Below are 24,292 nucleotides of genomic sequence, written 5' to 3' on the forward strand. Positions count from 1 at the left end.
ATCCAGATACTCGCGGCCTTCGCGATCGCGCACGCGCGCGCCGCGGCCTTCCACCACTTCGAGTCGCGGCAGTGGATAGAGCGGTGCGAACAGCCCGAGCTCGGCTTCGGCCATGGCGCCGGCAGCGTTCTGCCCCGGCGCTGGGGAATTCGTGGCGGTCATCGTGTCAGCCATGCGTCGCCTCCTGAGTGACGTTGGATTCGTAGGTGAGAGTGGTCGCGGCGCCTTCGCCCGACAGCAATCGCGCGAGCGAGCCGGGCCCGCCCCACGCGCCGATCACCACGCGCGGCACGCCTGCGTCGAGCGCGCGGCGCGCGGCCAGCAGCTTGGGGAGCATGCCGCCCTGGACGTCCGGGTGGCGGATTGCCGCCGCGAGCCCGTCGCGATCGAGCGACGGCACATGCTCGCCGGCGAGCACGAGGCCCGGCGTGTCGCTCAGCAGCACCAGCGCGCGCGCGCGCAGCGCTGGCGCCAGAGCGGCCGCCGCGTCGTCGGCGTTGACGTTGAGCAGCGCTCCGGCCTGCGCCGAAACGCTGGCCAGCACCGGCACGGCGCCCTGCGCGAGCAGCGTGTCGAGCAGCGCGGTCGAGACCGCGGTGACCGCGCCCACCGCGCCGAGCGTCGCGGCGTCCGGGTGGGGCTCGACTTCGAGCGTTCCGCCATCCACGCCCGAGAGCCCGATCGCGTCGACGTTGGCGTTGCGAAGCCCGGCGACCAGGCGCTTGTTGGCGAGCCCGGCAAGCACCGCCACCACCACTTCGAGCGTCGCCGCGTCGGTGACACGCAGTCCGCGCTCGAAGCGGGGCTCGATCGCGAAGCGCTCGCACCACGCGGTGACTTCCGAGCCGCCGCCGTGAACGATCACGCTGCTGCCCTGGATCGCCGCGATCTCGCGCGCGAGATCCTCCGCGGCGCCCGGGGCCTCGAGCGCGCGCCCGCCGATCTTGAGCACCAGCGGCCGCGTTGCGGCGAAGGCGGGTGTCACCACGGGATGGAATGCCGCGGGAGCGCGGTCTCTTCGGGCCAGCCGAGCATGAGGTTCAGGTTCTGGATTGCCTGACCGGCCGCGCCCTTCACCAGATTGTCGAGCGCGCTCATCGCCAGCAGAGTTTTCCCGCCATGGAGCGTGGTCACCGCCACGTCGCAGCGGTTGGACGAGCGCGTGGCGCGGGTCTCGGGCCACTGGCCAGGGGGCAGCACGCGCACGAACGGCTCGTTCTCGAAGCGCCGCGCGTAGTGCGCGTGCGCGGCTTCCGGCGCCACCGGGCTCGCGAGCGGCGCCCAGGCGGTGAGCAGGATGCCGCGCGCCATCGGCGCCAGTTGCGGCGCGAAGCCCACCGGAATCACGCCGCCGGCGAATTGCCTGAGCACGCGTTCCATCTCGCCGACGTGCGAGTGCTCGGTCCCGACCTTGTAGAGCGAGGCGTTGCCATCGAGCTCGACGAACGAGGTGCGCAGCGACGCCGCGCGTCCGGCGCCGGAGACACCCGAGAGCGCGCTCACCATCGCGGGACCGGCGAGCCAGCGCGCTTCCGCGGCCGGCAAGAGCGCGAGCAGCGCCGCGGTCGGATAGCAGCCGGGGTTGGCAATGCGGGAGGCGCCGCGCAGCGAATCGCGAAACGCCTCGGGCAGGCCGTAGCGATAGGGCGCCGAGCCGGGCGGGCTGGCCGAGCCGTCGCGATGGTCCGACGAGACGTCGAGCACGCGCCGGGGCTCGCTCGCCAGCCGGGGATGGAGGCGCGCCAGCTCGCGCCAGGCGCCGTGCGGCAGACAGGCGACGAGGGTGTCGAAGACGCCGTCCTCGAGCAGACTGGCGAGCGCCGCGGGCTCGACCACCTCGGGCAGCTCGGCGGCGCGCGCGTCCACCCCGGCGAGGAACTCGCCCGCCGGCCGCCCGGCGTGCTCGCGCGAGGCGAGCGCGGTCAACCGAAGGCCGGGGTGCGCGAGCGAGAGGCGCACGAACTCCTGCCCGGAATAGCCGCTCGCGCCGAGCACCGCGACGCGCGCGACCGGTGCGCCGGCATCGCGCTTCGCCGACAGGTGGACGCCGGGCTCCGCGCCCAGCTCGAGCGGGCTTCCCGGGTTCACTTGCCCAGTCCGTTGGCGCGGCCCGACGCCACCGCGTCGAGATGTTTCTTGAGCCTTCGCGCCTGCGGCGCGTCCTCGACGATCACCAGGATGGTGTCGTCGCCGGCCACCGTGCCGATCACGCCGGGATAGTCGGCGAGGTCGATCGCGCGGCCCACGCCGTGGGCGTGGCCGGGCGGTGTCCTCACCACCATCAGGTTCTGGGCGACCCGGACTTCGTTCACGAACGACTTGAGATCGATCAGCTGCCGCTCGCGATCCAGGGTTTCTGCGGCCGGCGCGGGCAGCTCGTAGACCGAGCGGCCGTCTGCGCCCGGCCTTTTTCCCACGCCCAGGCTCCTCAGATCGCGTGACAGCGTGCCCTGGGTGACCTCGAAGCCGTCGCGGGCCAGCGCGTCGGCCAGCTCCTCCTGGCTACCGAACCGGTGGCCGCTCAGCAGGCGGGCCAGCGTGGCGAGACGGCGAGTGCGGGACATCGAGCCTCCGGGACGCGTCGAATAACTATTGGTGACCGTGCATAAAAACGCATCCGGCCGCCGCGGTCAAGCGAAAAACGACGAAGCCCGGCGGGCGCGCCGGGCTTCGGCTGGAGCCGGGATGGAGCGCTGGCTCAGCGCACGAAGGTGACCCGCCGGGTGCGCACCGCGGCGCCCTGGCGCAGCTCGAGCAGGTAGACGCCGGACGGAATCGCGCCGCCCTCGGTCAGGTCCAGCTCGTGCGGGCCGGCGCCCAGGCTTCCGACCTCGCGCCTGCGAAGTATGCGGCCCGAGACGTCCACCAGCGACAGCGTGGCGGGCTCGGAGGAAGGCAGCGAGAACGCCACCACCAGCTCGCGCTCGGCCGGATTGGGGCGTGAGCCGCGCAGCGCCAGCGCCGGCCCGAGCGGCACGTTGATGACCGCCTCGCTGGAGTAATCGGTCGAGCCCACGAATGACAGGCGGTAGGTGTAGATCACACCCGGCTGCACGGTGTCGTCCACGAAGCTCACCTGGCCGCTCGCGTCCACCGCGCGGCTGGCGATGTCGATCCAGTCGGACGCGCCCGAGCGGCGCTCGAGCGTGGCGAGAGTGCCGGCGTGATCGGCGGCGTACCACACCATCTCGACCCGGCCCGACTCGACGCGCGAGCTGGCCAGCGCGGCCAGCGTCGGAGTGATGACCGGGATGCCCACCGTGTACACGTTGGGGTTGCCGTCGCGCCCGTCGCCCCACGCCGGGAAGACGCCGGTGTTGTTGGCATAGATCGAGACGTAATCGCCCTGATTGGGAGCGATGTTGCTGCTGGTGGCGCTCCAGCTCGAGGTCGCGTCGGACACGCGGCCCAGGTCGTTCCAGGTCGCGCTGCCGTCGTCGGAGCGGAACAGATAGACGTTGGACTCGCCGTAGCAAGTGCTGGGGTTGGCGTCGCGCCAGTCGAACCAGGTGCAGAACAGCCGGCTGTTGCCGGTGATGGCGATCTCGGGCAGCCAGTCGTCGAGCCACGGCGAATCGTCGTTGACGCGCACCGGCTGCGCGTTCCAGGTGAGGCCGTCGCTCGAATAGCCGACGAAGATGTCGCGGTCGTCGCGCGCGCGATCGTCGCCGCTCGGCGTGTTGTGAACGAAGCTCGCGATCGAGTAGTAGCCGGTGCCGCCGCTCACTCCCTGGAAGGCCTGCGAACGCAGGTAGTAGGTCCCGGTCGCCGGAGCCGTCCAGGTGATGAGCGTGCTGTAGCCCGCCGCCGGGGCCGTCGAGAGCGCCAATCGCGTGGCCTGATCCGAGCAGTAGAGGCGTGAGTCGAGGTCGAGACTGACGCCGACGGTGTCGCAGTAGAACGTATAAGTCTTGCCCTGGACCGCGTTGAACTTGAAGTAATCGAGGTCGCTCGCGCTCCCCACCCAGCCCCGCACGCGGTTGCCGATCGTGAACGAGATCGCGTTGGCCGGGGTGTCGTTGACCCCCGATCCGCTGGTGGCCTCGGGCTCGGTGACGCTGCCGGAGGTGATTCCGTTGAGCACCTCGGGGTACCAGTTGACGGCCTCGTTCCAGGCCAGGTAGACGCGCCCGTGATAGGGGCCGCTGGTGCGATCCACCGCGATCGCCGGATAGGTGATGCCGCGGCCGCGGTTGAAGCCGGGAGCGCCGGTGCCGAAATTGGAGAAGTAGCGCGCCGCCTTCACTTCGCTACTCCAGCTGGTGCCATTGTTGGTGGACTTGCGAAGCTTGAAGTAATCGGCGGCCGAATCGCCGAGCGCCTGCCAGACCACGTAGACCTCGCCGCTCGGGCCCACCGCGACGCGTGATCCCTGCACCGCGAAATTGGCGTTGTCGGTGGGAGAAGAAAGCACCGTCGGCGGAGTCCAGGACGCGCCGCCGTCGAGGGATCGGACGAATTCGATCTGATCGGAGCCCGAGCCGGTGAAGACGAAATCGGTGTACACGAGGTAGAGATAGCCGCTCGCGGGATCGACCGTGAGCCACTCTTTGTCGTAGCCGTTCTGGGTGTTCAATCCCTGCACGGCGATCACCGGGTTGCCCCAGGTGAAGGTGCTGCCGGTGAACGAGCCCTTCACCACCCCGACTCCGTTGTGCGAACCCGAGAGCCCGTCGGGAGAGATGAGCCCCGCATACCAGAAATCGCCGGTGCCCTCGCGCACCGTAACCACCGGGTCGCTGGCCCAGACCCAGTTGGGTGAGCCGGTCTGTGGAGGAATGATGCCGCCGTCGGTCCAGCTCGCGCCGGTGTTGGTCGAGTAGCCGAACCCCTGGAGCTGCCAGTTGGGCGGCGTCCCGACGTCGAACCCGTTGCCGTCGTTCCACGCCAGGAGGACGTTTCCGCCGGCCGCGGCGATGCTGGTCTCCGACTGGCCGGCATCCGAGAACAGGTCGCCGCTCGGATCGTTGGCGCGCACGTTGGGCGGGAACGACGTGGCCACCGGTGTCTCGGCGGCCTCGCGGGCGCGCTGAGCGAGCGCGGCGGGAACGCGCTCCGCATCCACGCGGCCCTCGGTCTCGTGTTCGAGCTTGAATCCCTTCGGCCACTTGCCGTGCTTCTTTCTGTAGGCGCGCGCCTTCGCGATCTCGAATCGCTCGCGCGCCTCCTGGCGGTTGAGCGCGACTTTCAATGCGAAGAGCTTGTTGAGTCGCAGCTGCTGTTCGGCCTCGGGGCCGGCCGGGGCCTTTTCGGACGCGTGAATCACGCGCGGCGCGCATGGAACGAGGGCGAGCGCGAGCATCGCCGCGAATGCGGCGGGGCGGAACGGTCGAACCGTCATGAAAGATTCCTCAATCGCGGCGAGATGAGCGCGAACGGACTACGGATGCTGCCGGGCGGGCCCGGCCACCAGGGTCCCGAACTCGAGCAGGGCATGGGAAACCAGCCCGGGCCACAGGGAGCCGCCCGCCAAGTCTCGCATCAGACCCCACCAGAGTCCAAGGGGCAAGACGGTCCCGAATACCCAGGCCAGCCAGGTCTGGGGGGACAGTTCCAGCCCCGGCAGGAAGCGCAGGGAGCGCACCGCGGTGAAGATCAGGGCCGGCGCCGCCACCCGCCACCAGCGGGCGAAGCGACCCTCGAGCGAGGTCATGAGCAGCCCGCGGAACAGCAGCTCGTCGGGGATCGCCGAGCCCAGCACCGCGAAGGCCAGCGCGAAGATGACGAGATCGCCATTGAGCGAGGCCCCGCGCATCCACAGGGTCCGCCAGGCCCCGAACGAGGCCACCAGCACGCTGCCGAGTCCCATGACGGTGGCAAGCAGGAGTCGGGCCGGCGGCGCCCCGTGGAGCCCGTAGTCCCGAAGCGGATGACGCTCGGCGAGCGCCAGCACCCAGATGAAGAGCCCGAGCGTCACGCACAGGACGTCGCCGAGCGCCATCAGCCACGGGCTCTCGATGCGCCCCAGCAGCGCCGGCGCCAGCACGCGCATGAAGCACAGCGTGGTGAGCGCGTAGACCAGGATGTAGAGCAGCACCCGTACCGTGCCGCTCGTCGAGCGCAGCGGGCGGTGTCCGCGCCGGCGCGTGAGCAGGGCGAGCCCGGCTGCGAGCACCGCGAATCCGGCGATCAGCTGCCCCAGCGGCGGCGGCCCGGCCGGAAGAGCCGCGGCCGTCACGGAAGCGCTCAACAGAATTCTCCAGAAGAATGTTTCGGTTCCGACTGGCGCCGACGATGGACTGGCGGCGCACGAGCGAAAGGCGTGCGGGCGCTCGGCGGCACGTCAGGCGGGGAGTGCGAGCGCGGCTGAGGATTCTGACACCCGGGGGGGAGCGGGTCCAGAGTCTTATGACGCCGGCCGGCCCGCCTGCCCGGCTCCGACGCTGTCCGCGGCCGGCGGGAAGATCACCTCGCGCGCCGGCCCCCGCAGCTCCACCCTCAGCGCCTCGACCGGCGGGAGCGCCTCGGGCGCCAGCCAGCCGCGGGCGATCATGGCGCGGCCGATGAAGTGCATCTGCTCGCGCTCGAACTGGCGCAGGCTGCCGTCCTTCTCGAAGCGCCAGCGCCATTTGAGTGGGGACGGAATGACCGTGGTGAGGAACAGCGCCTCGTCCACGCTCATCCGGCCGGCGTCGTGGCCGAGGAAGTAGCGAGCGGCCTCGTCGGCGCCGTGGACGTCCGGTCCCCACTCGATCACGTTGAGGTAGATCTCGAGCAGGCGCTGCTTCGAGACGCCGGTCAGGTGCTCGAGCACCCAGGCCAGGATCACCTCCTGCGCCTTCCGCGCCAGCGTGCGGTCGTGGCCCAGCCAGAGATTTCGCGCCACCTGCATGGTGATGGTGCCGGCGCCGCGCCGGTAGGCGGCGGCGCGGATGTTCTCGGCGATCGAGTTGCGGATCGCCTCGGGATTGAAGCCGCGGTGGCGGAAGAAGCCGCCATCCTCGTTGGTGACCACCGCGTGGGCGAGCGTCGAATCGATCCGATCGAGGGCGCGGAAGTGCGGATTGGCGGGCGACAGATCGCGCGTGACGAGGCGCCGGTGCGGCAGGTGGATGGTGGCGACGAATGGCTGGTCGAGGGTGAGAAGGTTGAGGCGAGTACGGTCGGGGTCGAGCGACAGGCCGTGCGGAATCACGCCGGCCGCGAACTCCACCGAATCGGGCCGCGCCAGATCGAGTTGGAAGCGCAGCCGGTAGTCCCAGCCGCCGCGAGCGCCCACCTCTTCCAGCGGTCCGAGCACGGGCGGCGGCAGGCTGGCCTTGAGACGCGACTCGGTCAGGCTGTCGGCGGCGAGCCGGAGGTCGAGCGCGGGTCCGCGGCGGTCGAGCGTGGCCGCGAGCCGCATCGCGATCCGCCCCACGCGCAGCGTGGTGGGCTCGCGGATCTCGATCCGTCCGGCTCGCCGATCCTGGGTCACGCGGCCGTCCACGCCGAACTCGAGCGGCCAGGCGCGGGATCCGCCCGGGTCGGGCAGCTCGAAGCGGAAGGCGCCGGTGAGCCGATCGTCGCGGCCGTAGTGGAGCCGGCCCGCGAACGGCACCGCCCCTGCCGCGCCCAGCCGGCCTTTCGCCGCGAGCGCGGCGCCGGCGGATTTCGCGCTCAGCGCGAGCCGCTCGATATCGACCTCGAGGGTGTCGTCGGCGCTCGCGCGCCGCACGTGCACGTCGCGCAGCTCGAGGCTCGGCAGCGTGCGCGCGGGAAGCAGCAGCGCCCGCACCAACTGATCGGCCAGCGCCCGCAGCCGGCCCGATCGATCGGGGCGCGCGTTTCGCTTCGAGCCGGTCTCTTCTTCGCCAAGCGAGTCCTGGCCCGACTCGCGCGGCGCCGGAAGCTCGATGCGGGCGTGAGTCAGCCGCACCCCGGCGGGAGCGAGCTGCAGGACGAGGAGGCGCAGCGGCGACAGGCGCAACTCGAGCGAATCGGCGGCGAGCAGCGTGTCGCCGGAGGAAACACGGATGAGGCGCAAGTCCCGGATGCGCGCCCCGAACGCGACGGTGAGTTGCGGCCGGTCGAAGCGAGCGATCAGCCCGCGCTTGCCCGCCGCGTGACGGATCGCGGCGCCGAGCGCGAACGGCCCGAGCGCGACCGCCGCCGCCAGGAGCACGACGGCGGGAAGAAGGATGAGGACCGAGCGAGCGGGTCTAGACGTCAGAGAAGGGCTCGAGGACAAGGCGGATCGGGACTGACAGCCGAGGTCGATCCGCTAGGATACTCCGCAGGCCGTCAGGACCGATCCAAGGCAGTGATCGAGCCGTGATCTGACGTCTACGCGACAGGCGCTTTTTGGCCCGCCTGCCACTCGCGGAACAGATCATCCGCCTCGCGCACGAAATTCTGGTGCCGCGGTACCCAGCCCAGCTCGCGGCGCGCCTTGCCGGCGGTGCTCTTCTGGCTCGCGAGCAGCGCTTCGCCGTAGAGCCCGAGCTGCTTCAGCACGCCCTCGGCTTCCCACAGGCGCAGTTCGGCGCCGGTGGCGCGGGCGATCGCTTCCAAGATCTGCTTCGCGGTGAGCTGCGACTCGTCGCACAGGATGTAGCGCTCGCCGCCCTTGCCGTGCTCGAGCGCCAACGCGTAGGCCTCGGCCACGTCGTCACGATGCACCATGCCCCAGAATTGCGCGCCGTTGCCCGGACAGGTCACGGTGCGCTGGTCGCGCGCCTCGGCGAAATAGCCGCCGATAATGCCGCGACTTTCGCCGTAGACGATCGTCGGCCGCAACACGATCGCCTGCACCTCGAACTCGGCCAGGTCGAAGACGATTTCCTCGTGCGCGGCGCGCCAGTGGACGATCGGCAGCGGATTGACGGCAGTGGTCTCGTCCACCACCTGGCCGTGCGTGTCGCCGTGCACCCACATGCCGCTGGTGTAGAGCACGCGACGAACGCGGCCGTCGTTCACCGCCTCGCGGATCGTGGTGAGTGCGTGTTGATCGAACGTCGCGGCGTCCTTCGAATCCGAGGCGACGTGAATGGCGACGTCGGTGTTCTTCAGCTGGCCGCGCCAGACTTCGGGTTTGTCGAGGTCTCCGATCACCGGAATGACGCCGTGCGCGGCCAGCGTCCGGCCTCGTTCGGGGCTGCGAGTCAGCCCCATCACTTCGTACTCGCCACGCGCGAGCCGCGTGGCGATCGCGCTGCCGAGATAACCGCTCGCGCCGGTTACGAACACTCTGCGCTTCATGATTCAAGGCTCCAGGTCCGGGCGATCGGCGCGCGGCCACGCTGGCGTCCCCAGCGGAGCTTGCGCTCGCAGGCCCGTCCCACTTCGTCCCTAGTCATCGTCCAATGGAATGGCGCGCCACAGGAGAAGTCGCGCCTGCTGGGAGTCGGCCGGTTGGATTGTCCGGGCGCCCTCCCGATGCGCACCAAGTTGAAGCGGTCGCCGCTCACAGGTCAAGCGACCGGGCTCCACGGGTTTGCGAGTGCGTAACGATTCGGTCAAGCCCCGCCCCGGTAGGTGCAGCGGGCGGCGCAGGTCTCGTGGACGGTGATGGCGGAAAGGAGCGGCAGCGCGGGGGCCAGCCGCCGCCATAGCCACCCGCACAGCACCTCGGAGGTCGGATTCTCGAGCCCCGGGACGTCGTTCAGCGTGCGGTGATCCAGCTCGCGCTTGAGCATCGGTTCGACGATCGCGCTGATCTCGCCGAAATCCTGGAGCCAGCCGAGCGCCTCGTCCACTTCGCCGGCGATCGTGATCTCGACCCGGAACGAGTGGCCATGCATGCGGAAGCACTTGTGGTCGGCCGGCACCCGGGGCAGCCGGTGCGCGGCCTCGAAGCGATATTCCTTGGTCAATTCGACTCGCATGAGCGCGTTCCCGGCCGATGGATCATTCGGCGTAACGGGTCGGATCGGCGGCGCCGGCCTCGCGGAAACCCTTCCGCCGCAGCTGGCAGGCGTCGCACCGGCCGCACGCCGCGCCATCGGGCGCGGGATCGTAGCAGGAATGCGTGAGCGCGTAATCCACGCCCAGCGACAGCCCGAGGCGGATGATGCCGGCCTTGTCGAGCGCCATCAACGGCGTGTGCACGTGGAACTCGGCGCCCTCGACGCCGGCCCGCGTGCCGAGCTTCGCCACCTGCTCGAACGCGCGCACGAATTCGGGGCGGCAATCGGGATAGCCCGAGTAATCGAGCGCGTTCATTCCGGCGACCAGATCGTGGGAGGCGAGGGTCTCGGCGAGCCCCAGCGCCAGTGCCAGCAGCACGGTGTTGCGCGCCGGCACGTAGGTCACTGGAATGTCGGCGCCCATCGCGCGCTCGTCGCGGTCGCGCGGCACCGCGATCGCGCCGGTGAGCGCCGAGCCGCCGATCGCGCGCAGGTCCACGGCGACGACGCGGTAGGACGCCGCTCCCATCGCCGCCGCCACGCGCTTCGCCGCATCGAGCTCGACGCGATGGCGCTGGCCGTAGTCCACCGCCAGGGCGTGGCATTCGAAACCTTCGCGCCTCGCCCAGGCGAGACAGGTGCTCGAATCGAGGCCGCCCGAGAGCAGCACGACCCCGCGCTTCATCACACGCCCCGCTTCGCGCCCCACATCCAGATGTGGAGGCGCGGGCTCAGGCGCAGGCCTTCGTGCTTGCAGACTTCCGCGAGCGCGACCGCCCGCTCGCGCAGGCTCGCGTCGGTGAGGCCCTCGGGCATCAGCATCACGCGCTGGCGCGGAAGATCGTGCTCGCGGATGAGGCGCAGCGCTTCATCGACGTCGGGCGGATCCCCGACCACCAGCTTGAAGGTGGCGCGCGGCTCGTCGCGCCAGGTGTCGACGTGAGCCCAGGTGAGCGCGGCGCGCGGCGTGGCGCTCGTGAGCTTGGGCGAGACGTTGTAGAAGAGGTTGGCGAGCGATCTCGGCGGGGGCAGCACCCCGCTGGTTTCGACCTCGACGCGGGCCCAGCGCGCGCACGCCTGATCGAGCAACTCGGCCAGGTTCGGGTGCTCGAGCGGCTCGCCGCCGGTGATCACCAGCAGCTCCGACCGGCCGAGCGCATCCATCTCCGCCCAGATTTGATCGAGAGTGCGCTCGCGGCCTCCGGCGGCGTCCCAGGTGTACTTGCTGTCGCACCACTGGCAGCCGACGTCGCAGCCCTGAAGTCTCAGGAAGTGGGCGGGACTGCCGGCCGAGGGTCCCTCTCCCTGGAGCGACAGAAACAGCTCGCTGATCCGGTAGCTCGTCACGGTCGATGGGCGACGGACGGGCGCGACGGCCGCGCCGCGTCCGCTCAGTGCGCCGGCTTGCGGGAGAGGTCGAACTGCTTCCCGCAGTTGAAGCACTTCCAGTGATAGGTCGGCTGGCCCGCGGGCCAGCTCACGATGTCGTGGCGCCCGCATCCGGGGCAGGAGATGCGAACCCGCTCGGCGCCGGTCGAGGAAGTGGAGGTTTCAGGATTCATTCGATTCGTTCCCGGGAACAGGAGTCGAGGTTCCGAGCGCCGGATTATAGCCGGGTGCGCCCTCGCCCGTGAGCAGGGCCGGCAGGCGCTGGACGAACGCCGAGCGTGGCAGCACCGGATCCACACCGGCGGCGAGCGCGGCCAGACGCGTGCCGCCCTCGACGTGGGAGTAGAAGCCGGCGATCGGGAGCCCGGCGGTCGCGGCATCCGCGCGGAGCGCGCGCGCCAGATCGAGCGGCGCTTCTCCGGCCGACAGGTCGAGGATCAGCAGCGCCGGCGGCGCGGCGCGACAGCGCTCGAGCGCTTCCCTGGCGCTCAGCACTTCGAGCGTCACGGCGGCGGCCTCGGCGGTCGCCGCGATCTTGGTCGCGAAGAAGAGATCGGGGACCACCGCGATCACGCGCCGGGTCACGATGCTGCCCCTCGACGCGCCGGGATTCGAGCGGCGGCCGCGAGCTCGGCCGGTCGCGGCCACACGTAGCGCACCGTGTCCACCGGCCCGCCATCCAGCGCGGTACCGAGCTTGCCGCCGGCGAGCTGCCCGCCGAGGCGCTCGTAGAATCGCCGCGCCGGCGTGTTCCGCGAATAGACCCACAGGTGGAGCCCCGAGCCGGGACGCTCGCCCATCACCCAGTCGGCGGCCGCGGCGATCAAGGCGCGGCCGAGCCCGCGCCCGTGGAGATCCGGCGCAACGTGGAGATTGTCGAGCACCGCGCCCCAGCGGGGATCGGCGTCGAGGAACAGACATGCGAAGGCCTCGAGCGCGCCGTCGGTCTCGATCCTGCCGATCCAGCGCCCGGCACTCGCCGCCGGCTGCCGGAGCCGCTCGCGCCAGAGCTCGAGCAACGCCTGGGAGGCTGCGTGGTCGAGGAAGTCATCGCGCAGGATGCCGCGATAGGTCGCGCGCCAGCTCGCGGCATGGAGGGCGGCGATCGCTTCGGCGTGCCGGAACTCTGCGGTTTCGATGAGTGGCATCCGGATCATCTCGACGGTGCGTTCCAAACAAAACCGCCCGGGCCGTTGCCGACCCGGGCGGTGAGAAATCTAGCTCGATCAGCGATACAGCATCTTCATCCGGCCCCAGCTCGAGGGCAGCGCCGGGGTGGTCCCCGGGGTGTCCCACTTGCCGTTCGGATGAGCGCTGTAAGTGGCCGGCGTGCAGCCGGTGGGCTGCATGGTCGGACACCAGTTGCCAGCGAAGCTCGCCGAGCCGCTGCCGACGCGGCCGGCCAGCGTTCCGCCCGTGGTCACGTAGGTCGAGTTGAACGAGCCGTTGATGTTGGCGCCGGTCGTGGTCACCTCGACGTGGAATCCCGACAGCGTGCCCGAAAGGATCACCGGACCGTCGGTGAAGTTCGCCGGCACCAGCGCCGAAGGCAGCGCAGGCATTCCGCCAGCGTTCGGGGCGTTGCGCGGCGAGCCAGCGTGGATTTCCCACGTGCCGCCCGAGTAATCGGTCTCGTAGAACGTCGTGGGCCCAACCGGAATCACGGTCGTGCCCGCCGAGGTCAGGTTGGTGATGTAGAACGTGTACTCGGTGGTCGGGTCGCTCGGGTCGAGATCGAGGAACGGCGCGCAGAACAGGTCCACGATTCCGACCATGCTCAACACGCTGCCGGGATTCGAGTGATAGGTGGCGTTGACGTAGCTGGTCTCGTACGCGAAAGCGTCGGCGTCGAACTTGATCATGACTCCGGTGCCGCACTGAGCGAACGCCGAAGCTGCCGCGCCGGTCGCGAGAAGGGCTGCCGCTGCCGCCACCCCGATGATCTTCTTCATGTCGCATCCTCCTTGGGGGGCGCGGCCCGCGAGAGCCGCGCGTCGGAGACCGAGGTTAGCGGTAGAGCGCCTTCACGGCGCCCCAGGTCGCGTGAGTGGCAGACGTCACGTCGGGATGGCGGCACTCACCCGACACCTGATGATCGTAACCCGTCGGAACCGTCGCGTTGGGCGGACCTGAGAGGCCATTGCCCGACAGGCCGCCGAGCACCCAGCCGCTCCGGACCTCGGCCGGAACGTAGTCGGCATCCGGGCCGCCGTCCACCGTCATGTTGCCCGAGAAGCTGCCCTGATTGGTGCTGAAGTTGTAGGTCAGGACGAAGTTGTCCACCGAGCCCGTGATCCGCATCGAGCCGTCGATGAAGGTCGAAGGCGCGGTCGCGTTGGGCGGATTGATGCCGTAGGTGGCGTTGGTGCCGCCCAGGAGCGGATCCGCAAAGTAGCTCGCGCGCCCGCCGTTGGCGAAGTTCACGGCGAGCAACGACCCGAGCGAAGTACGGCTGGTCACGGTGAGATTGTGGATCTGGATCGTGTACTGGTTGACCGTGTCATCGAAGTACGGATCGAGCAGCAGGCCGACTCCGGTGACGAAGCCGATCACGTTGTAGCCCTCACCCACATCGAGGTAGGTGCCGTCGAGGTTGGGATCCTGATAGTCGAATCCGGTAAAACCGAACAGCAATTGATCTGCGCCCGCGCGAGTCGCGAACGCCAGACATGCGGTGAAAATGAGTAGCAAGGCCTTACGCTTCATCGGCCACCTCCAGGGGATCTGATGCAGAGCGAGAGGGAGAATCGACCGACGGCTGAGCCGTCGCAAGCGTTCAAGCCACCTTTCTGGGGTCACGGGCACGAGCGACAAGAAGACCCCATGAATGTCGAGCGATGTGAAGAGCGCGAGGCTGCCGCTCTTCAACAGAAGAGCCAGGGCTCGGGGGAAACCCCGGCAAGCCGTCTGACGAGGGACAGTATAGGCGGGCCGCGGGGGCCCGGAGCAAGGGGGAAATTCGCAAGAACCTGATCTTTCGCTTGGGTTTAGTGGGCCCAACCGGGAGATTCGAGCCGCCGCATTCCGGCAAGCAGCGGCAGGGTGGCCAGACCCGCGCCGATCAGGGGAAGCCCGGCCCATGCCAGGGCCTCGCCGCGGCCCGAGAGCCTCCCAATACCGAACACAATTCCCAGCCAGAACAGGATCTGGAGGATCAGGAGCCCCGAGGTCGCGAGCCGGCCGGGGAGCCGCAACATGGCCCGGGGGTTGATCCATTCCGGGTCGCCGAATGTAAGGCCCGCCCACAGGCCGCTCGAGATCGAGAGCGGCAGGGCGCCCGCCACCAGGGCGAGCGCCCTCGCCGCCCCCCCGGCCGACAAGGGATGGACCCCTTCCAGCACCGCCCCGGCGAGGAGGATCACCGGCAGGGCCAGCAGGCCCGATCCCAGCAGCTTGGCCATCAGCCAGCGTACCGGCGGCTGAGGGGCGACGCGCGACCAATATTCGAGGTGGCGCTCGAAGGGAATCGAGCGCGCCGCGATCTCATATCCGAGTCCGACCGAAATCGTCAGCAGCATCATCCGAGACAGCAGCTCCCAGCCGATCTCGAAGCGCGAGATCCCGACCAGCGGTAGCAACACCCACAGCGTCGACGCCACCAGCAGGTCGCCGAGCAGCGTCCAGCTGCGACGCAGCAGCCGGGCGTCGCGGCGCACGAGCGCGGCGATCGCGCCATCGCGCGGCCAGGCCGCCGAGTCAGTCGAGCCGGCCGCCGCGTTCGAGGACGCGCGGCGGATTCGCGGCTTCGAAGCGACTCCGCTCGCCACGCGCTCGAGTGCCGGGACGAGGCTCGATTGCGCGACCAGCGCCGCGGCCAGGATCGCGAGCAGCGCCGCGAGCGCGAGCCCGGCGAGCTCGCGCAGCGCCTCGCCGGTCGCGCCCGCGGCGATCGCGGCGAACGCGCGCGCGGCCATCGCGCCGGGCGTCGGCGCGACGAGTGCGCGATCGAGCAGGCCGTGGAGCGAGGCGAGCGACCCCGGGCTGGCGGCGAATCCGTGCGGGAGCCACACGGCGCCCACGATCCAGATCGCGACCAGCGTCGCAGTGGACATCAACGCCAGCGTCTCGCGGGCGCGCGCCGCGGGCGCCACGCGCAGCACCAGCAGCGCGAGCGCCGCGCCGGCCGCCAGCGGCAGCGTCCACAGCGCGAGCAGCGCGGCGATGCCGAACGGCAGCGCCGCGGCCGAGAGCCGCAGCGCGCCGGCGAAGGCGAGCAGCGCGGGTGCCGCCAGCGCCAGCACCGGCACGAGCGTGCGCGGCACCGCGTCCAGCGCCTTCAGCCCGAGCAGCGCGAGCGGCGGAATCGGCGCGCGGCGCAGCAGCTCGAGATCCTGATCCTGCATCAGCGTTCGCACCGCATCGTCCACGTCGAACACCAGCAATGCCACCAGGGCCGCGCCCAGCGCCAGCGCCAGGACTCCGGCCAACTCCCGCGGCGGGGCGCCGGCGGCGCTGAGCGCGCGGAGCACGGTGCGCAGGCCGCCGTACACGAACGCGCCCATCCAGGCTGCAATGCCGACCGCGACCAGCGGATGGCGCAGCCAGCTCGAGTCGGCGCGAGGTCGGGAAAAGAGCGCGCGCCGCGCGAGCCGGGCGCGGCTCAGGAGCAGGGCCCCGATCACGGCGCGCCGCCCCGGGAAGGATCGTGGGGGCTGTGGGAAGAATCGCGGGCGCCATCGTCCGGATGCGCGGTCAACGCCAGGAACACGTCTTCGAGCGAGGCATCGCTGCCGCCACGCAACTCGGCGAGCGTCCCTTCCGCGCGTTTCTCGCCGCGGTCCAGGATCAGCACGCGATCGCAGAGCCTTTCTGCCACGTCGAGCAGATGGGTCGAGACCAGCACGCCGAGCCCGCGCGCGGCGCGCTCGCGGAGCAGATCCTTCAAGGCGCGCGCGCCGCGTGGATCGAGCCCGATCAGAGGTTCGTCCAGCATGAGGAGCGGCGGATCGTGCAGCACCGCCGCGGCGAGCGAGAGCTTCTGCTTCATGCCGAGCGAGTAGGTCTCGATCAGGTCGTCGGCGACCTCGCCGAGATCGAGCCGCTCGATCAGCGCCTGGGCGCGGGGCGCGGCGTCCGAGGGCGCGACGCGGTAGAGCGCGGCCACGAACTCGAGGAACTCGCGCGCGGTGAGCCGCTCGTAGAGATAGGGCCGGTCGGGCACGAACCCGAGCCGGGCCCTGGCGCGCATCGGCTCACGAGACAGCGACGCGCCGCTGATCCGCACCTCACCCGAGTCGGCCCGCAGGAGTCCGGCGGCGACGCGCAGCGTGGTGGTCTTGCCGGCGCCGTTGGGGCCGAGGAACCCCAGCACTTCGCCGGCGCGCACGGTGAGATCGAGCGCGTGGACGGCGACCAGCGCGCCGTAGCGCCGGGTGAGGCCCTCGATCTCGAGCGGCGCGGACGTCTCAGGCCTCGAGCGCCCGAGCGAGGCGCGGCAGCGACACGTCGTAGCGGTATTGGACGTTCATGTGGCCGTCGTCGAATTCCTCGTGCTGGTGCGCGATGCCGAGTGAACCGAGCTTCTTCGCCATCAACCGCGCGCCGAGGTGCAGGAACCATTCGTCCTTGATGCCGCAGTCGAGCATCACCAGCTTCATCGAGCGCAGTGCGTCGGCGTGCGGCTTTTCATCGAGCATCCGATAGGGATCGAGCCTCAGCCACCGCGCCCACACGTCGTCACGGAACGCGCCGGTGTCGAGATCGCAGGGCAGGTCGATGCCGAGCGCCGCCGCCGGATTGGGCGAGTAGGCCGCCGCCATCGCCAGAATATTGAGCACCGTGAGGTCGTCGTGCTTCTTCTGGATCTTGCGTTCGAACTCGGCGAACCACTTCTCGACTCCGCCCCCGACCTGCACCGCAGTGCAGAACTTGGGAACGTCGCCGCGGTAGCAGTAGTCGAAGTAGCAGTCGCCGCTGTGCGAGACCATGGCGCCGAACGTTTCCGGATGCTTCATCGCCAGCAGCCACGCGCCGTAGCCGCCCGAGGACTTGCCGACCACGCCGCGATGCGCGCGATCGGGCTGGGTCCGATAGGTGCGATCCACGAACGGCACCAGCTCCTCGATGATGTGGCTCATGTAGCGGCCGGTGGCCGAGGAGTCGAGGTACTGCGAGCCGCCATAGCGCGTGAAGCAGTCGGGCATCACCGCGATCACCTCGCCGCACTTTCCCTCGCCGATCAGGCGATCGAGCCGATCGTCGAGCGACGGGGTCCAGGGATGGTCGTTGAGCAGCATCCGCCCGCGGCCGGTGAACCCGGTGAGCACGTACACCACCGGATAGCGCCGCTTGGAATCGCTCGCGTAGGACGGCGGCAGATAGACCGGCACCGCACGAACGTGCGGGTCGCCGGCGGCGTTCCCTGTGAGCAGCGCGCTCTCGAAGCGATGCGTGACCACCGTGCCGGTCGTCATGGGCCCGAATCCTCCTGTTCGAACGAAGCCACGTCGCCGCCGCGCGGCGCGCGAGCTTCGAGCAGCTTCACCAGATTCACCGTGAGCGAGTCGTTTCGCCAGTCGGGATAGGTCTCCTGCAGCCGCGTCAGCTCGAGACGCGCCTGCTCGTCCAGCCGCACCTGATAGAGGCCGAAGATCAGCTCGCGCGCGGCGAGGATGTCCCGCGCGTTGAGCCAGGTCGCGACCTTGAGCTCGAGCAGGCCGTAGCGCGCGTCCTCGCCGCCTCGTGCCCACAGCAGCTCGCCGAGAATGGCGTGCGGGCCGGGCTGGCCGATGCCGGTGCGGATCGAGTTCATGAGCAGACGCCGGGCCTCGACGGTGTCGGCGCGCTGGTAGAGCGCGCCACGCACGGCGCGAAAACAGGTGTTGAAGGTGAGGGTGTCGTCGTGCGCGCCGAACTCCGCCCAGGCACGCTCGGCCTGGTCGCGTCGGCCGCTCCACAGCTGTGCCCAGCCCAGCCAGTAGAAGTTGTCCTCGCGCCGGCCGCCGGTCTCGAGCGCGCGGGTGAACGCGTGCACGGCGCCCTGCGGGCGATCCATCAGCAGCAGATCGCAGCCCACCTGGAAGTAGGGATCGCGCGCTCCGCCGTAGAGCGGCAGGAGCCGCGCGCCGTCCCAGTAGTAGAAGCGGCAAGGGTGCGCATCGGCGGTCGAGTCGCTGAACTGCGAGTAGTAGTACGACTCGAGGCTGGGATCGCGGTACATCACGCGGATCAGCGGGCCATTGCCCATCTGGAACCCTGCCCACGGGGGGAGCGTCGCGAAGAAGAACCGCGTGCCGGGTGCGGGGCGCGGCTCGCGAACGCGCAACTGGCTCGACAGCGTGTCGGCCAGCGCCGCGCCGCGCGAGAAGAAGTAGGGCGTCAGATGGGACGTCCACCCGCCCGCGGGCGGGTAGACGATCGAGAACACGGGCGGCCTGGTTCCGGCCTGATGCCACGGCAGCAGAACGAGGAGCAGCAGCGCCGCGGCGATTCGATCGAGACGTCGCGCGGCGAGCGCGACGAGCCACGCCGCACCCACCGCCGACAGCGTGTAGTAGTAGCCGCTCCAGCTGTACACCACCGGCCAGGTCACGATGCCGAGCGCGAGCAGCCACAGGATTCCGAATCCGGCCGACGATCGCGGCGCCGGCGCGAGCGCTTCGGTTGGGCCGGCCGCGCGGCCGTCGTCCGCCGATCCCCGGCGCGCGGGAGCGGCGGCCCACCAGGCTCCGGCGGCGAGCAGGACCAGGGGCACGATCGGCGGCGGACTCCGCAGCAGCGAGCGCACGAAGCCTGCCGGATGCTCGAGGCCGAGCAGGCTCTGCGCCATGCGCAGGTACGTGGCGAACAGGCCGACCGGCGAGAATCGCAGCGGTGAGGGGAGCCCCGCCCGCGATCGGATCGCCAGCGTCGCGCCGATCCAAACCGCACCCACCGCCGCGAACGCCGCGACGTGCCGCAGAGCCTCACGCAGCGGCCGCCGGCGGATGGCGAGGTCCCACGCGAGCAGCGCGAGCGGCAACGGCAGCGCCGCCTCCTTGCTGGCGATGGCGCCGAGCCAGCAGAGCAGCGCCCAGCCGCGACGGTCGCGCCGCCAGAATGCGAGCGTCCCCAGAGCGCCGGCCAGGGCCATCAGATCCTGGCTGCACGAGACCCAGATGAGGTTGACGCCGTGGAGCGGGAGCAGCGCGAAATAGAGCACGCCCGCCACCATCGCGGCCCCGGAAGCGAACGTGCTCAGCAGGTCGGCCAGCAGCCCCAGCGCCAGGAGGAAGAGCAGAAAGTTGGCGAGGTGGAACACCAGCGGGTTCCCACCGGCGATCGGGCTCAGCGCTTCGAAATAGATCTGCCGCGAAAGCGGCCGCCAGTAGTTGCCAAGGGCGTCGAGTCGGAAGAGCCAGTGCAGGAGCGGCTGGCTGCGCGCCTGCTCGAGGAACACGTAGTCGTCGCTGAGAAAGCCGGTGCGCAGCGACCCCATGAAGAGCGTGAGGAGGCCGGGCGCCAGCAGCATGGGGACGGCGAGTGCCCTGGGGAGGCGAGACATGGTCGCCCACCCTAAGCAGAGCGGGGCCAGGCGGGCAACGAGCCCGGAGCCCCAAGTCGGACCTAAGCTTGGGCCGTCGGGTGCCGATAACCGATACGCCTACACGGAGGCTGACGCCCTGACCGGCAAGGAGCGACCCCGCATGACGCTGGGACCCAGCGAGCTCGACACCGACAAGCCGCGTCCCCCGCTCCAGCGGAAGTCCATCATCAGGCGCACCTGGATGCTGTGGGCCGCCACGTTCGCGGTGGTGATCGCGCTGGCGGCTTCGGTGCCGCTCCTTTATCTGCCGATGGTGCGCGCCATGGACGAGGCCGGCGGCGGCGGCTCCCACCCGGTCGAGAGCTACTACGCGATCGTGGGGCTCGCCGGGCTGGTGGTGATCTTCTGCCTCTACGTCACGCTCAAGCAGCGCGAGTTGAACCGCGTGCGCGAGGCGCTCGAGCGCGAGGAGGAAGAGAAGGAAGCGGTGCGCCTGCGGCTCTCGGAGCTGTCGGCGCTCTTCCAGGTCTCGACGACCCTCAACCTGCAACTCCGGCTCAACGTGATCCTCGAGATCATCGTGCGCCGCGTGGTTTCGACGCTGCGCGCGCAGCAGGCGTCGATCATGATCTACAGCCCGGAGGATGGCGTGCTCGAGACGCGCGCCTCGTACGGTCTCGAATCGGAATTCGCGCGCAACGCGCGCGCCAAGCTCGGCGAAGGGATCGCCGGATGGGTGGCCGAACGCAAGGAAGCCATCTTGCTCGCGGCCAAGGCGGCCACCCCTGAATTGGGGCAGCACTACAAGCCCAACCGCAACATCACCTCGGCGCTGTCGCTGCCGCTCAAGGTCGGCGACCGCTGCGTGGGCGTGCTCAACGTGAACCGGATCAACCATCCGGATCCGTTCAAGGAGCACCACCGCGAGATGCTGCGGATGTTCGCCGAGCACGTCGGCGCGGTGATCGACCGCGCCGAGGCGATGGAGCGCCTGAACCAGCGCACGCGCGCGCTCGAAGAGGCCAACACCAAGCTCAGCGAGCTGAACCAGATGAAGGACGTGTTCCTCTCGACCGCCAGCCACGAGCTGAAGACGCCACTCTCGTCGGTGATCGCCTACGCCGAGCTGCTCGAGGAGAACGCCGACAAACTCGAGCGCGACCAGCGCGAGGAGTTTCTGCGCCGCCTGCGGAGCGAAGCCATGCGGCTGATGGGCCTGATCGAGGACATCCTCGACCTGTCGCGGATCGAAAGCGGCAAGCTGGTACTGCGGCGCCGCCCGGTCGAGCTGAACGAAGTGATGCGCGATTCGGTGGAGACCTCGCGCACCACCGCCGAGAAGCACCGGGTGACGCTGATCGAGGACTACACCGAGGACATGCCGCGCCTGATCCTGGACGAGGTGAAGATGCGGCAGGTCGGGGTCAACCTGATCACCAACGCGATCCGCTTCAGTCCCGAAGGCCGGCAGGTCACGGTCCGCACCTGGCGCGAGCCCGACAGCTTCGTCTTCGACGTCACCGACCACGGCCCGGGGATCGCGCCCGACGAGACCACCCACATCTTCGAGCTGTTCGCGCAGGGCACTCGCGGCCAGGAGCCGGGCGACGGCGGGCTGGGCATCGGACTCCATCTCGTGAAGCGCATCTCGGAGCTCCACGGCGCCCACGTCGGCGTCAACAGCACGCCCGGCAACGGCAGCACGTTCTGGGTGCGGCTGCCGCTCTCGCTGGCCGAGAGCGTGCGGCCCGAGGCTCCGGTCGAGATCCGGCGCGAGGCGGCGTAGCGGCTTGCCTCCGGGCGGCCGCTTCCGCCTGTGACATACTCCCGTTCCTCGTGACCTCGACCGAAGACCGGGCACACTCCGCCCCGCCACTCGTAAGTGAGATGTCAGGCTCCGCGGCCGCACGCCGTGCGGGCTCGGACCCGCTGCCCCGGGAGGTGCTCGAGCGCGTGCGGGCGCGCGAACCGGAGGCGCTGGGGGCATTCTTCGAGCGCTACGTCGACCAGGTCTTTTCGCTGGTCTACCGGCTGCTGGGCGATCGGACTCTGGCCGAGGATGTGACGCAGGAGGTGTTTCTCAAGGTGCATCGCGCCGCTCCGCAACTCGACGCGAGTCGCGATCCCGGACCGTGGCTCACGACCATCGCGACCAACGCCTGCCGCGACCTGTGGCGATCCGGCGCGCATCGACTGCGCAAGAAGAGTGACTCGCTCGAGGACGATTCCGGGCTCGCCGAGCGATTGACGCGCCATCAGGACGAGCCGGAAGGCGAAGCCATCGCCCGCGAGCGCGAGCGAATCGTTCAGCAGGCGATTGGCGAGCTTCCCGAGCCGCTGAGGCTCGCGGTGGTGCTGCACGACTACCAGGGGCTCGACCATCTCGAGATCGCCAGGCTTACCGGCCTCGGCCACGCCGCGGCGCGCAAGCGCTATTCGCGCGCGCTCGAGAAGCTGGGCGTGTTGCTCAAGGAACGGCTGAGATGAGCGATCGAGCGCGCGATCCGTTGCCGCCGGACGAGCCGCTGACCGCCGATATGGAGCGGGCGCGGGAGACCCTGCGGGCGCTGCCGGCAGCCGCGCCCCGAGCGGCATTCCGCTCGAGGCTGCGCCAGGAATTCGTGACCGGGGCGATCGAGTCGGCGCCGCCCCCGCGCACGCTCTCGATCCCCTGGTATCGCACCTCGATGGCGCGCTGGGGAGCCACCGCGGTCGCCGCGGCGGCGGCACTGGTCGTCGTCAGCGTCATGAATCAGGCGCCGGCCTGGAAACTCTCCGACGTGCGCGGCGAGGGCATCGTGGTGGTGGACGGCGTACCGATTCCCACCCAGCACGTCGAGGAGTTGGAGCAGCACCTCAAGCCCGGCGTGTTCGTTCAGGTTCCGGACGGAGTCGAGCTCGAGATCGCGAGCGCCGGCGAGCTGGCGATCGAGTACACCGCCGGCACCGAGGCGAGCCTGCCGCAGGCGCCGGGCCGCTGGTTCCAGCGTCACGCGCTGGCCGAGGTGCGCGTCGGCGAGTTGCGCTTCACCACCGGAAGCGCGTTCCACGGCGCGAGGCTCGCGATCGAGACCCACGAGGCGCGCGTCGAGGCCACCGGCACCACGTTTGCCGTGATCTGCGAGCCGACCGGCACCTGCGTGTGCGTCTACGAGGGCCGCGTGCGCGTGGGCACGCGCGGCGGCGTCGGCATGGCGATGGTGGAAGCGGGGCGCCGGCGCTACCTGTTCACCGACGGCCGGCCCGACGAGAACGCCGAGATGCGCGACACCGAGCACGCCGAGCTGCCGCGGTTCAAGGCGCGGATGAGCGGGATGATGAAGTAGGTGCGGCCCTCACCCGCGCACCCAGTCCCCCACCGGCTTCGCCAAGAACTCCTCAATGGCGATTCCACCGCTCCCAACGAGCAAAGTCCGATGTGGCTTGAACGCGGCCCTGAATGCGGCCATCCCCGGGAGCGAGCGCGGTGCACGTCCACTCTTGACCTCGATGCCGACGACGCGCTTCCCGGCCCGAACCACGAAGTCCACCTCGGCGCCCCGATCGCGCCAGTAGTACAACTCGCTTTCTCCCGACGCAGCCGCGTTGGCCAGATGTGCGCCAACCGCTGACTCGACGAGCCGCCCCCAGATCTCGGTGTCATGACGGACATCAGCGAGCGCGAGACCGCTAGTCGCCGACAGGAGTGCCGTGTTGAACACCTGAAGCTTGGGACTTGAACCTCGGCTGCGCGCGGGCTGTGCAGAATACTTGGCGAGCCCGGTCACCATTCCAGCGCCGGCGAGCAGGTCCAGATAGTGGGCGAGCGTCGTGGTGTTGCCGGCGTCGTGGAGCTGACCCAGCATCTTGTTGTAGGAAAGCACCTGGCCGGAATACCGACAGGCCAGCTCGAATAGACGGCGGAGCAGTGCCGGTTTGTCCACGCGAGAGAGCAGGAGCACATCTCGCGAGATCGAGGTCTCGACCAGCGAATCGAGTACGTAGCGCGCCCACCGGCCGGGCTCCTTCACCAGCGGCGCACCCCCCGGGTATCCGCCGTAGACGATGAACTGCTCGACCGACCAGCCGAAGGCCGCGCGCATTTCGGCGTACGACCAGTGCGGAAGATGGATCAGCTCGAATCGCCCCGCGAGGCTCTCGGACAGGCCTCGCGCAACGAGCAGCGGGGCGGACCCGAGAAGGACCACCTTGAGGGGAACGCGGCTTCGAGTGTCTTCGTCCCAGAGCCGTTTCACCGCATCGGACCAACCCGGGATCTTCTGAATCTCATCGAGCGCCAGCACCGCGCCTCGGCGGCCGGCATCGCGAGCCGTCAGCCGGGCCGCTTCCCACTGCTGACCGATCCACTCGGCGTGGCGAAGAGTGGGTTCGTCTGCGCTGGCAACTCGGCTGGAGAGCGCTGCTCCCTCCAGGACCTGGCCGACCAGAGTGCTCTTGCCCACCTGCCGCGGGCCCGCCACGACCTGCATGAATCGGCGTGGCTCGGCCAGCCGTCGTTTCAGCTCAGCCGCCTGCGGGCGGTGATAGGCAAGGTCCCGTTTACTCATTACGTTGAGTATTTTTACTCAATACATTGAGCAAATTCAAGGGCATTCGGACTGGTTCCGGAACC

At 69.9% G+C, this 24,292-nt stretch carries 23 protein-coding genes; 3 read left to right on the forward strand and 20 right to left on the reverse strand.

Annotation, left to right across the window (positions count from 1 at the left end; all coding sequences use genetic code 11):
* Nucleotides 1–166: 166 nt before the first annotated feature.
* From argB to VMJ70_04375, 19 genes are all read right to left on the reverse strand, one after another.
* A complete protein-coding gene (gene argB / locus VMJ70_04285) occupies nt 167–988 on the reverse strand; it encodes an acetylglutamate kinase (protein HTO90327.1) in 822 nt (273 codons plus the stop codon).
* A complete protein-coding gene (gene argC, locus VMJ70_04290; GenBank protein ID HTO90328.1) occupies nt 982–2,088 on the reverse strand; it encodes an N-acetyl-gamma-glutamyl-phosphate reductase in 1,107 nt (368 codons plus the stop codon). Before argC ends, argB begins: the two co-directional genes overlap by 7 nt.
* Entirely contained in the window at nt 2,085–2,564 is a 480-nt protein-coding gene (locus VMJ70_04295) for a hypothetical protein (GenBank protein HTO90329.1), read from the reverse strand. Before VMJ70_04295 ends, argC begins: the two co-directional genes overlap by 4 nt.
* Nucleotides 2,565–2,698: 134 nt before the next feature.
* Nucleotides 2,699–5,341, reverse strand: a complete 2,643-nt coding sequence (locus tag VMJ70_04300) for a T9SS type A sorting domain-containing protein (GenBank protein ID HTO90330.1) — start codon at nt 5,339–5,341, stop codon at nt 2,699–2,701.
* 39 nt (nt 5,342–5,380) lie between these two features.
* Nucleotides 5,381–6,190: a CPBP family intramembrane glutamic endopeptidase gene (locus VMJ70_04305; protein HTO90331.1), complete on the reverse strand. Its 810-nt coding sequence runs from the start codon at nt 6,188–6,190 to the stop codon at nt 5,381–5,383.
* Between the two features lie 156 nt (nt 6,191–6,346).
* Nucleotides 6,347–8,104, reverse strand: coding sequence for a biosynthetic peptidoglycan transglycosylase (locus VMJ70_04310; GenBank protein HTO90332.1), 1,758 nt, complete (start codon nt 8,102–8,104; stop codon nt 6,347–6,349).
* A 161-nt stretch (nt 8,105–8,265) separates the two neighbouring features.
* Complete coding sequence (locus VMJ70_04315; GenBank protein ID HTO90333.1) at nt 8,266–9,180, reverse strand: NAD-dependent epimerase/dehydratase family protein; 915 nt, start codon at nt 9,178–9,180, stop codon at nt 8,266–8,268.
* A 257-nt stretch (nt 9,181–9,437) separates the two neighbouring features.
* Nucleotides 9,438–9,806: a 6-carboxytetrahydropterin synthase QueD gene (gene queD / locus VMJ70_04320; protein ID HTO90334.1), complete on the reverse strand. Its 369-nt coding sequence runs from the start codon at nt 9,804–9,806 to the stop codon at nt 9,438–9,440.
* A gap of 22 nt (nt 9,807–9,828) precedes the next feature.
* Nucleotides 9,829–10,512 carry a 7-cyano-7-deazaguanine synthase QueC gene (queC, locus tag VMJ70_04325; protein HTO90335.1) on the reverse strand — a complete coding sequence of 228 codons (684 nt, stop codon included), beginning with the start codon at nt 10,510–10,512 and terminating at the stop codon, nt 9,829–9,831.
* Entirely contained in the window at nt 10,512–11,174 is a 663-nt protein-coding gene (locus tag VMJ70_04330) for a 7-carboxy-7-deazaguanine synthase QueE (protein HTO90336.1), read from the reverse strand. Before VMJ70_04330 ends, queC begins: the two co-directional genes overlap by 1 nt.
* 44 nt (nt 11,175–11,218) lie before the next feature.
* A complete protein-coding gene (locus VMJ70_04335) occupies nt 11,219–11,389 on the reverse strand; it encodes a hypothetical protein (protein ID HTO90337.1) in 171 nt (56 codons plus the stop codon).
* Entirely contained in the window at nt 11,379–11,801 is a 423-nt protein-coding gene (locus VMJ70_04340; protein ID HTO90338.1) for a hypothetical protein, read from the reverse strand. Before VMJ70_04340 ends, VMJ70_04335 begins: the two co-directional genes overlap by 11 nt.
* The gene (locus VMJ70_04345; protein HTO90339.1) at nt 11,798–12,364 is read right to left on the reverse strand and encodes a GNAT family N-acetyltransferase; all 567 of its coding nucleotides are present in this window, start codon (nt 12,362–12,364) and stop codon (nt 11,798–11,800) included. The genes VMJ70_04340 and VMJ70_04345 overlap by 4 nt, the downstream gene beginning before the upstream one ends.
* A 78-nt stretch (nt 12,365–12,442) precedes the next feature.
* Nucleotides 12,443–13,168, reverse strand: a complete 726-nt coding sequence (locus tag VMJ70_04350) for a hypothetical protein (protein HTO90340.1) — start codon at nt 13,166–13,168, stop codon at nt 12,443–12,445.
* Nucleotides 13,169–13,223: 55 nt separating this feature from the next.
* Nucleotides 13,224–13,922, reverse strand: coding sequence for a hypothetical protein (locus tag VMJ70_04355; protein HTO90341.1), 699 nt, complete (start codon nt 13,920–13,922; stop codon nt 13,224–13,226).
* A 281-nt stretch (nt 13,923–14,203) separates the two neighbouring features.
* Nucleotides 14,204–15,838 (reverse strand): hypothetical protein, encoded by a 1,635-nt coding sequence (locus tag VMJ70_04360; GenBank protein ID HTO90342.1) that lies wholly within the window; start codon nt 15,836–15,838, stop codon nt 14,204–14,206.
* Nucleotides 15,835–16,602: an ABC transporter ATP-binding protein gene (locus VMJ70_04365; protein HTO90343.1), complete on the reverse strand. Its 768-nt coding sequence runs from the start codon at nt 16,600–16,602 to the stop codon at nt 15,835–15,837. The genes VMJ70_04360 and VMJ70_04365 overlap by 4 nt, the downstream gene beginning before the upstream one ends.
* Nucleotides 16,603–16,621: 19 nt before the next feature.
* A complete protein-coding gene (locus tag VMJ70_04370) occupies nt 16,622–17,629 on the reverse strand; it encodes an alpha/beta hydrolase-fold protein (GenBank protein ID HTO90344.1) in 1,008 nt (335 codons plus the stop codon).
* Complete coding sequence (locus tag VMJ70_04375) at nt 17,626–19,698, reverse strand: hypothetical protein (GenBank protein ID HTO90345.1); 2,073 nt, start codon at nt 19,696–19,698, stop codon at nt 17,626–17,628. The genes VMJ70_04370 and VMJ70_04375 overlap by 4 nt, the downstream gene beginning before the upstream one ends.
* 142 nt (nt 19,699–19,840) lie before the next feature.
* Here VMJ70_04375 and VMJ70_04380 point away from each other — a divergent pair, with 142 nt between their 5' ends.
* The 3 genes from VMJ70_04380 to VMJ70_04390 all read left to right on the forward strand — a co-directional run bounded on the left by VMJ70_04380 (nt 19,841) and on the right by VMJ70_04390 (nt 23,006).
* Nucleotides 19,841–21,466 carry a GAF domain-containing sensor histidine kinase gene (locus VMJ70_04380; protein ID HTO90346.1) on the forward strand — a complete coding sequence of 542 codons (1,626 nt, stop codon included), beginning with the start codon at nt 19,841–19,843 and terminating at the stop codon, nt 21,464–21,466.
* A gap of 101 nt (nt 21,467–21,567) precedes the next feature.
* Nucleotides 21,568–22,167, forward strand: coding sequence for an RNA polymerase sigma factor (locus VMJ70_04385; GenBank protein ID HTO90347.1), 600 nt, complete (start codon nt 21,568–21,570; stop codon nt 22,165–22,167).
* A complete protein-coding gene (locus tag VMJ70_04390) occupies nt 22,164–23,006 on the forward strand; it encodes a FecR domain-containing protein (protein HTO90348.1) in 843 nt (280 codons plus the stop codon). Before VMJ70_04385 ends, VMJ70_04390 begins: the two co-directional genes overlap by 4 nt.
* Before the next feature lie 9 nt (nt 23,007–23,015).
* Here VMJ70_04390 and VMJ70_04395 read toward each other — a convergent pair whose 3' ends face one another.
* Nucleotides 23,016–24,227, reverse strand: a complete 1,212-nt coding sequence (locus VMJ70_04395; GenBank protein HTO90349.1) for an ATP-binding protein — start codon at nt 24,225–24,227, stop codon at nt 23,016–23,018.
* Between the last annotated feature and the right edge of the window lie 65 nt (nt 24,228–24,292).

Origin of the sequence: Candidatus Sulfotelmatobacter sp. (genome assembly GCA_035498555.1) — a bacterium.
Lineage (GTDB): Bacteria > Eisenbacteria > RBG-16-71-46 > RBG-16-71-46 > RBG-16-71-46 > DATKAB01.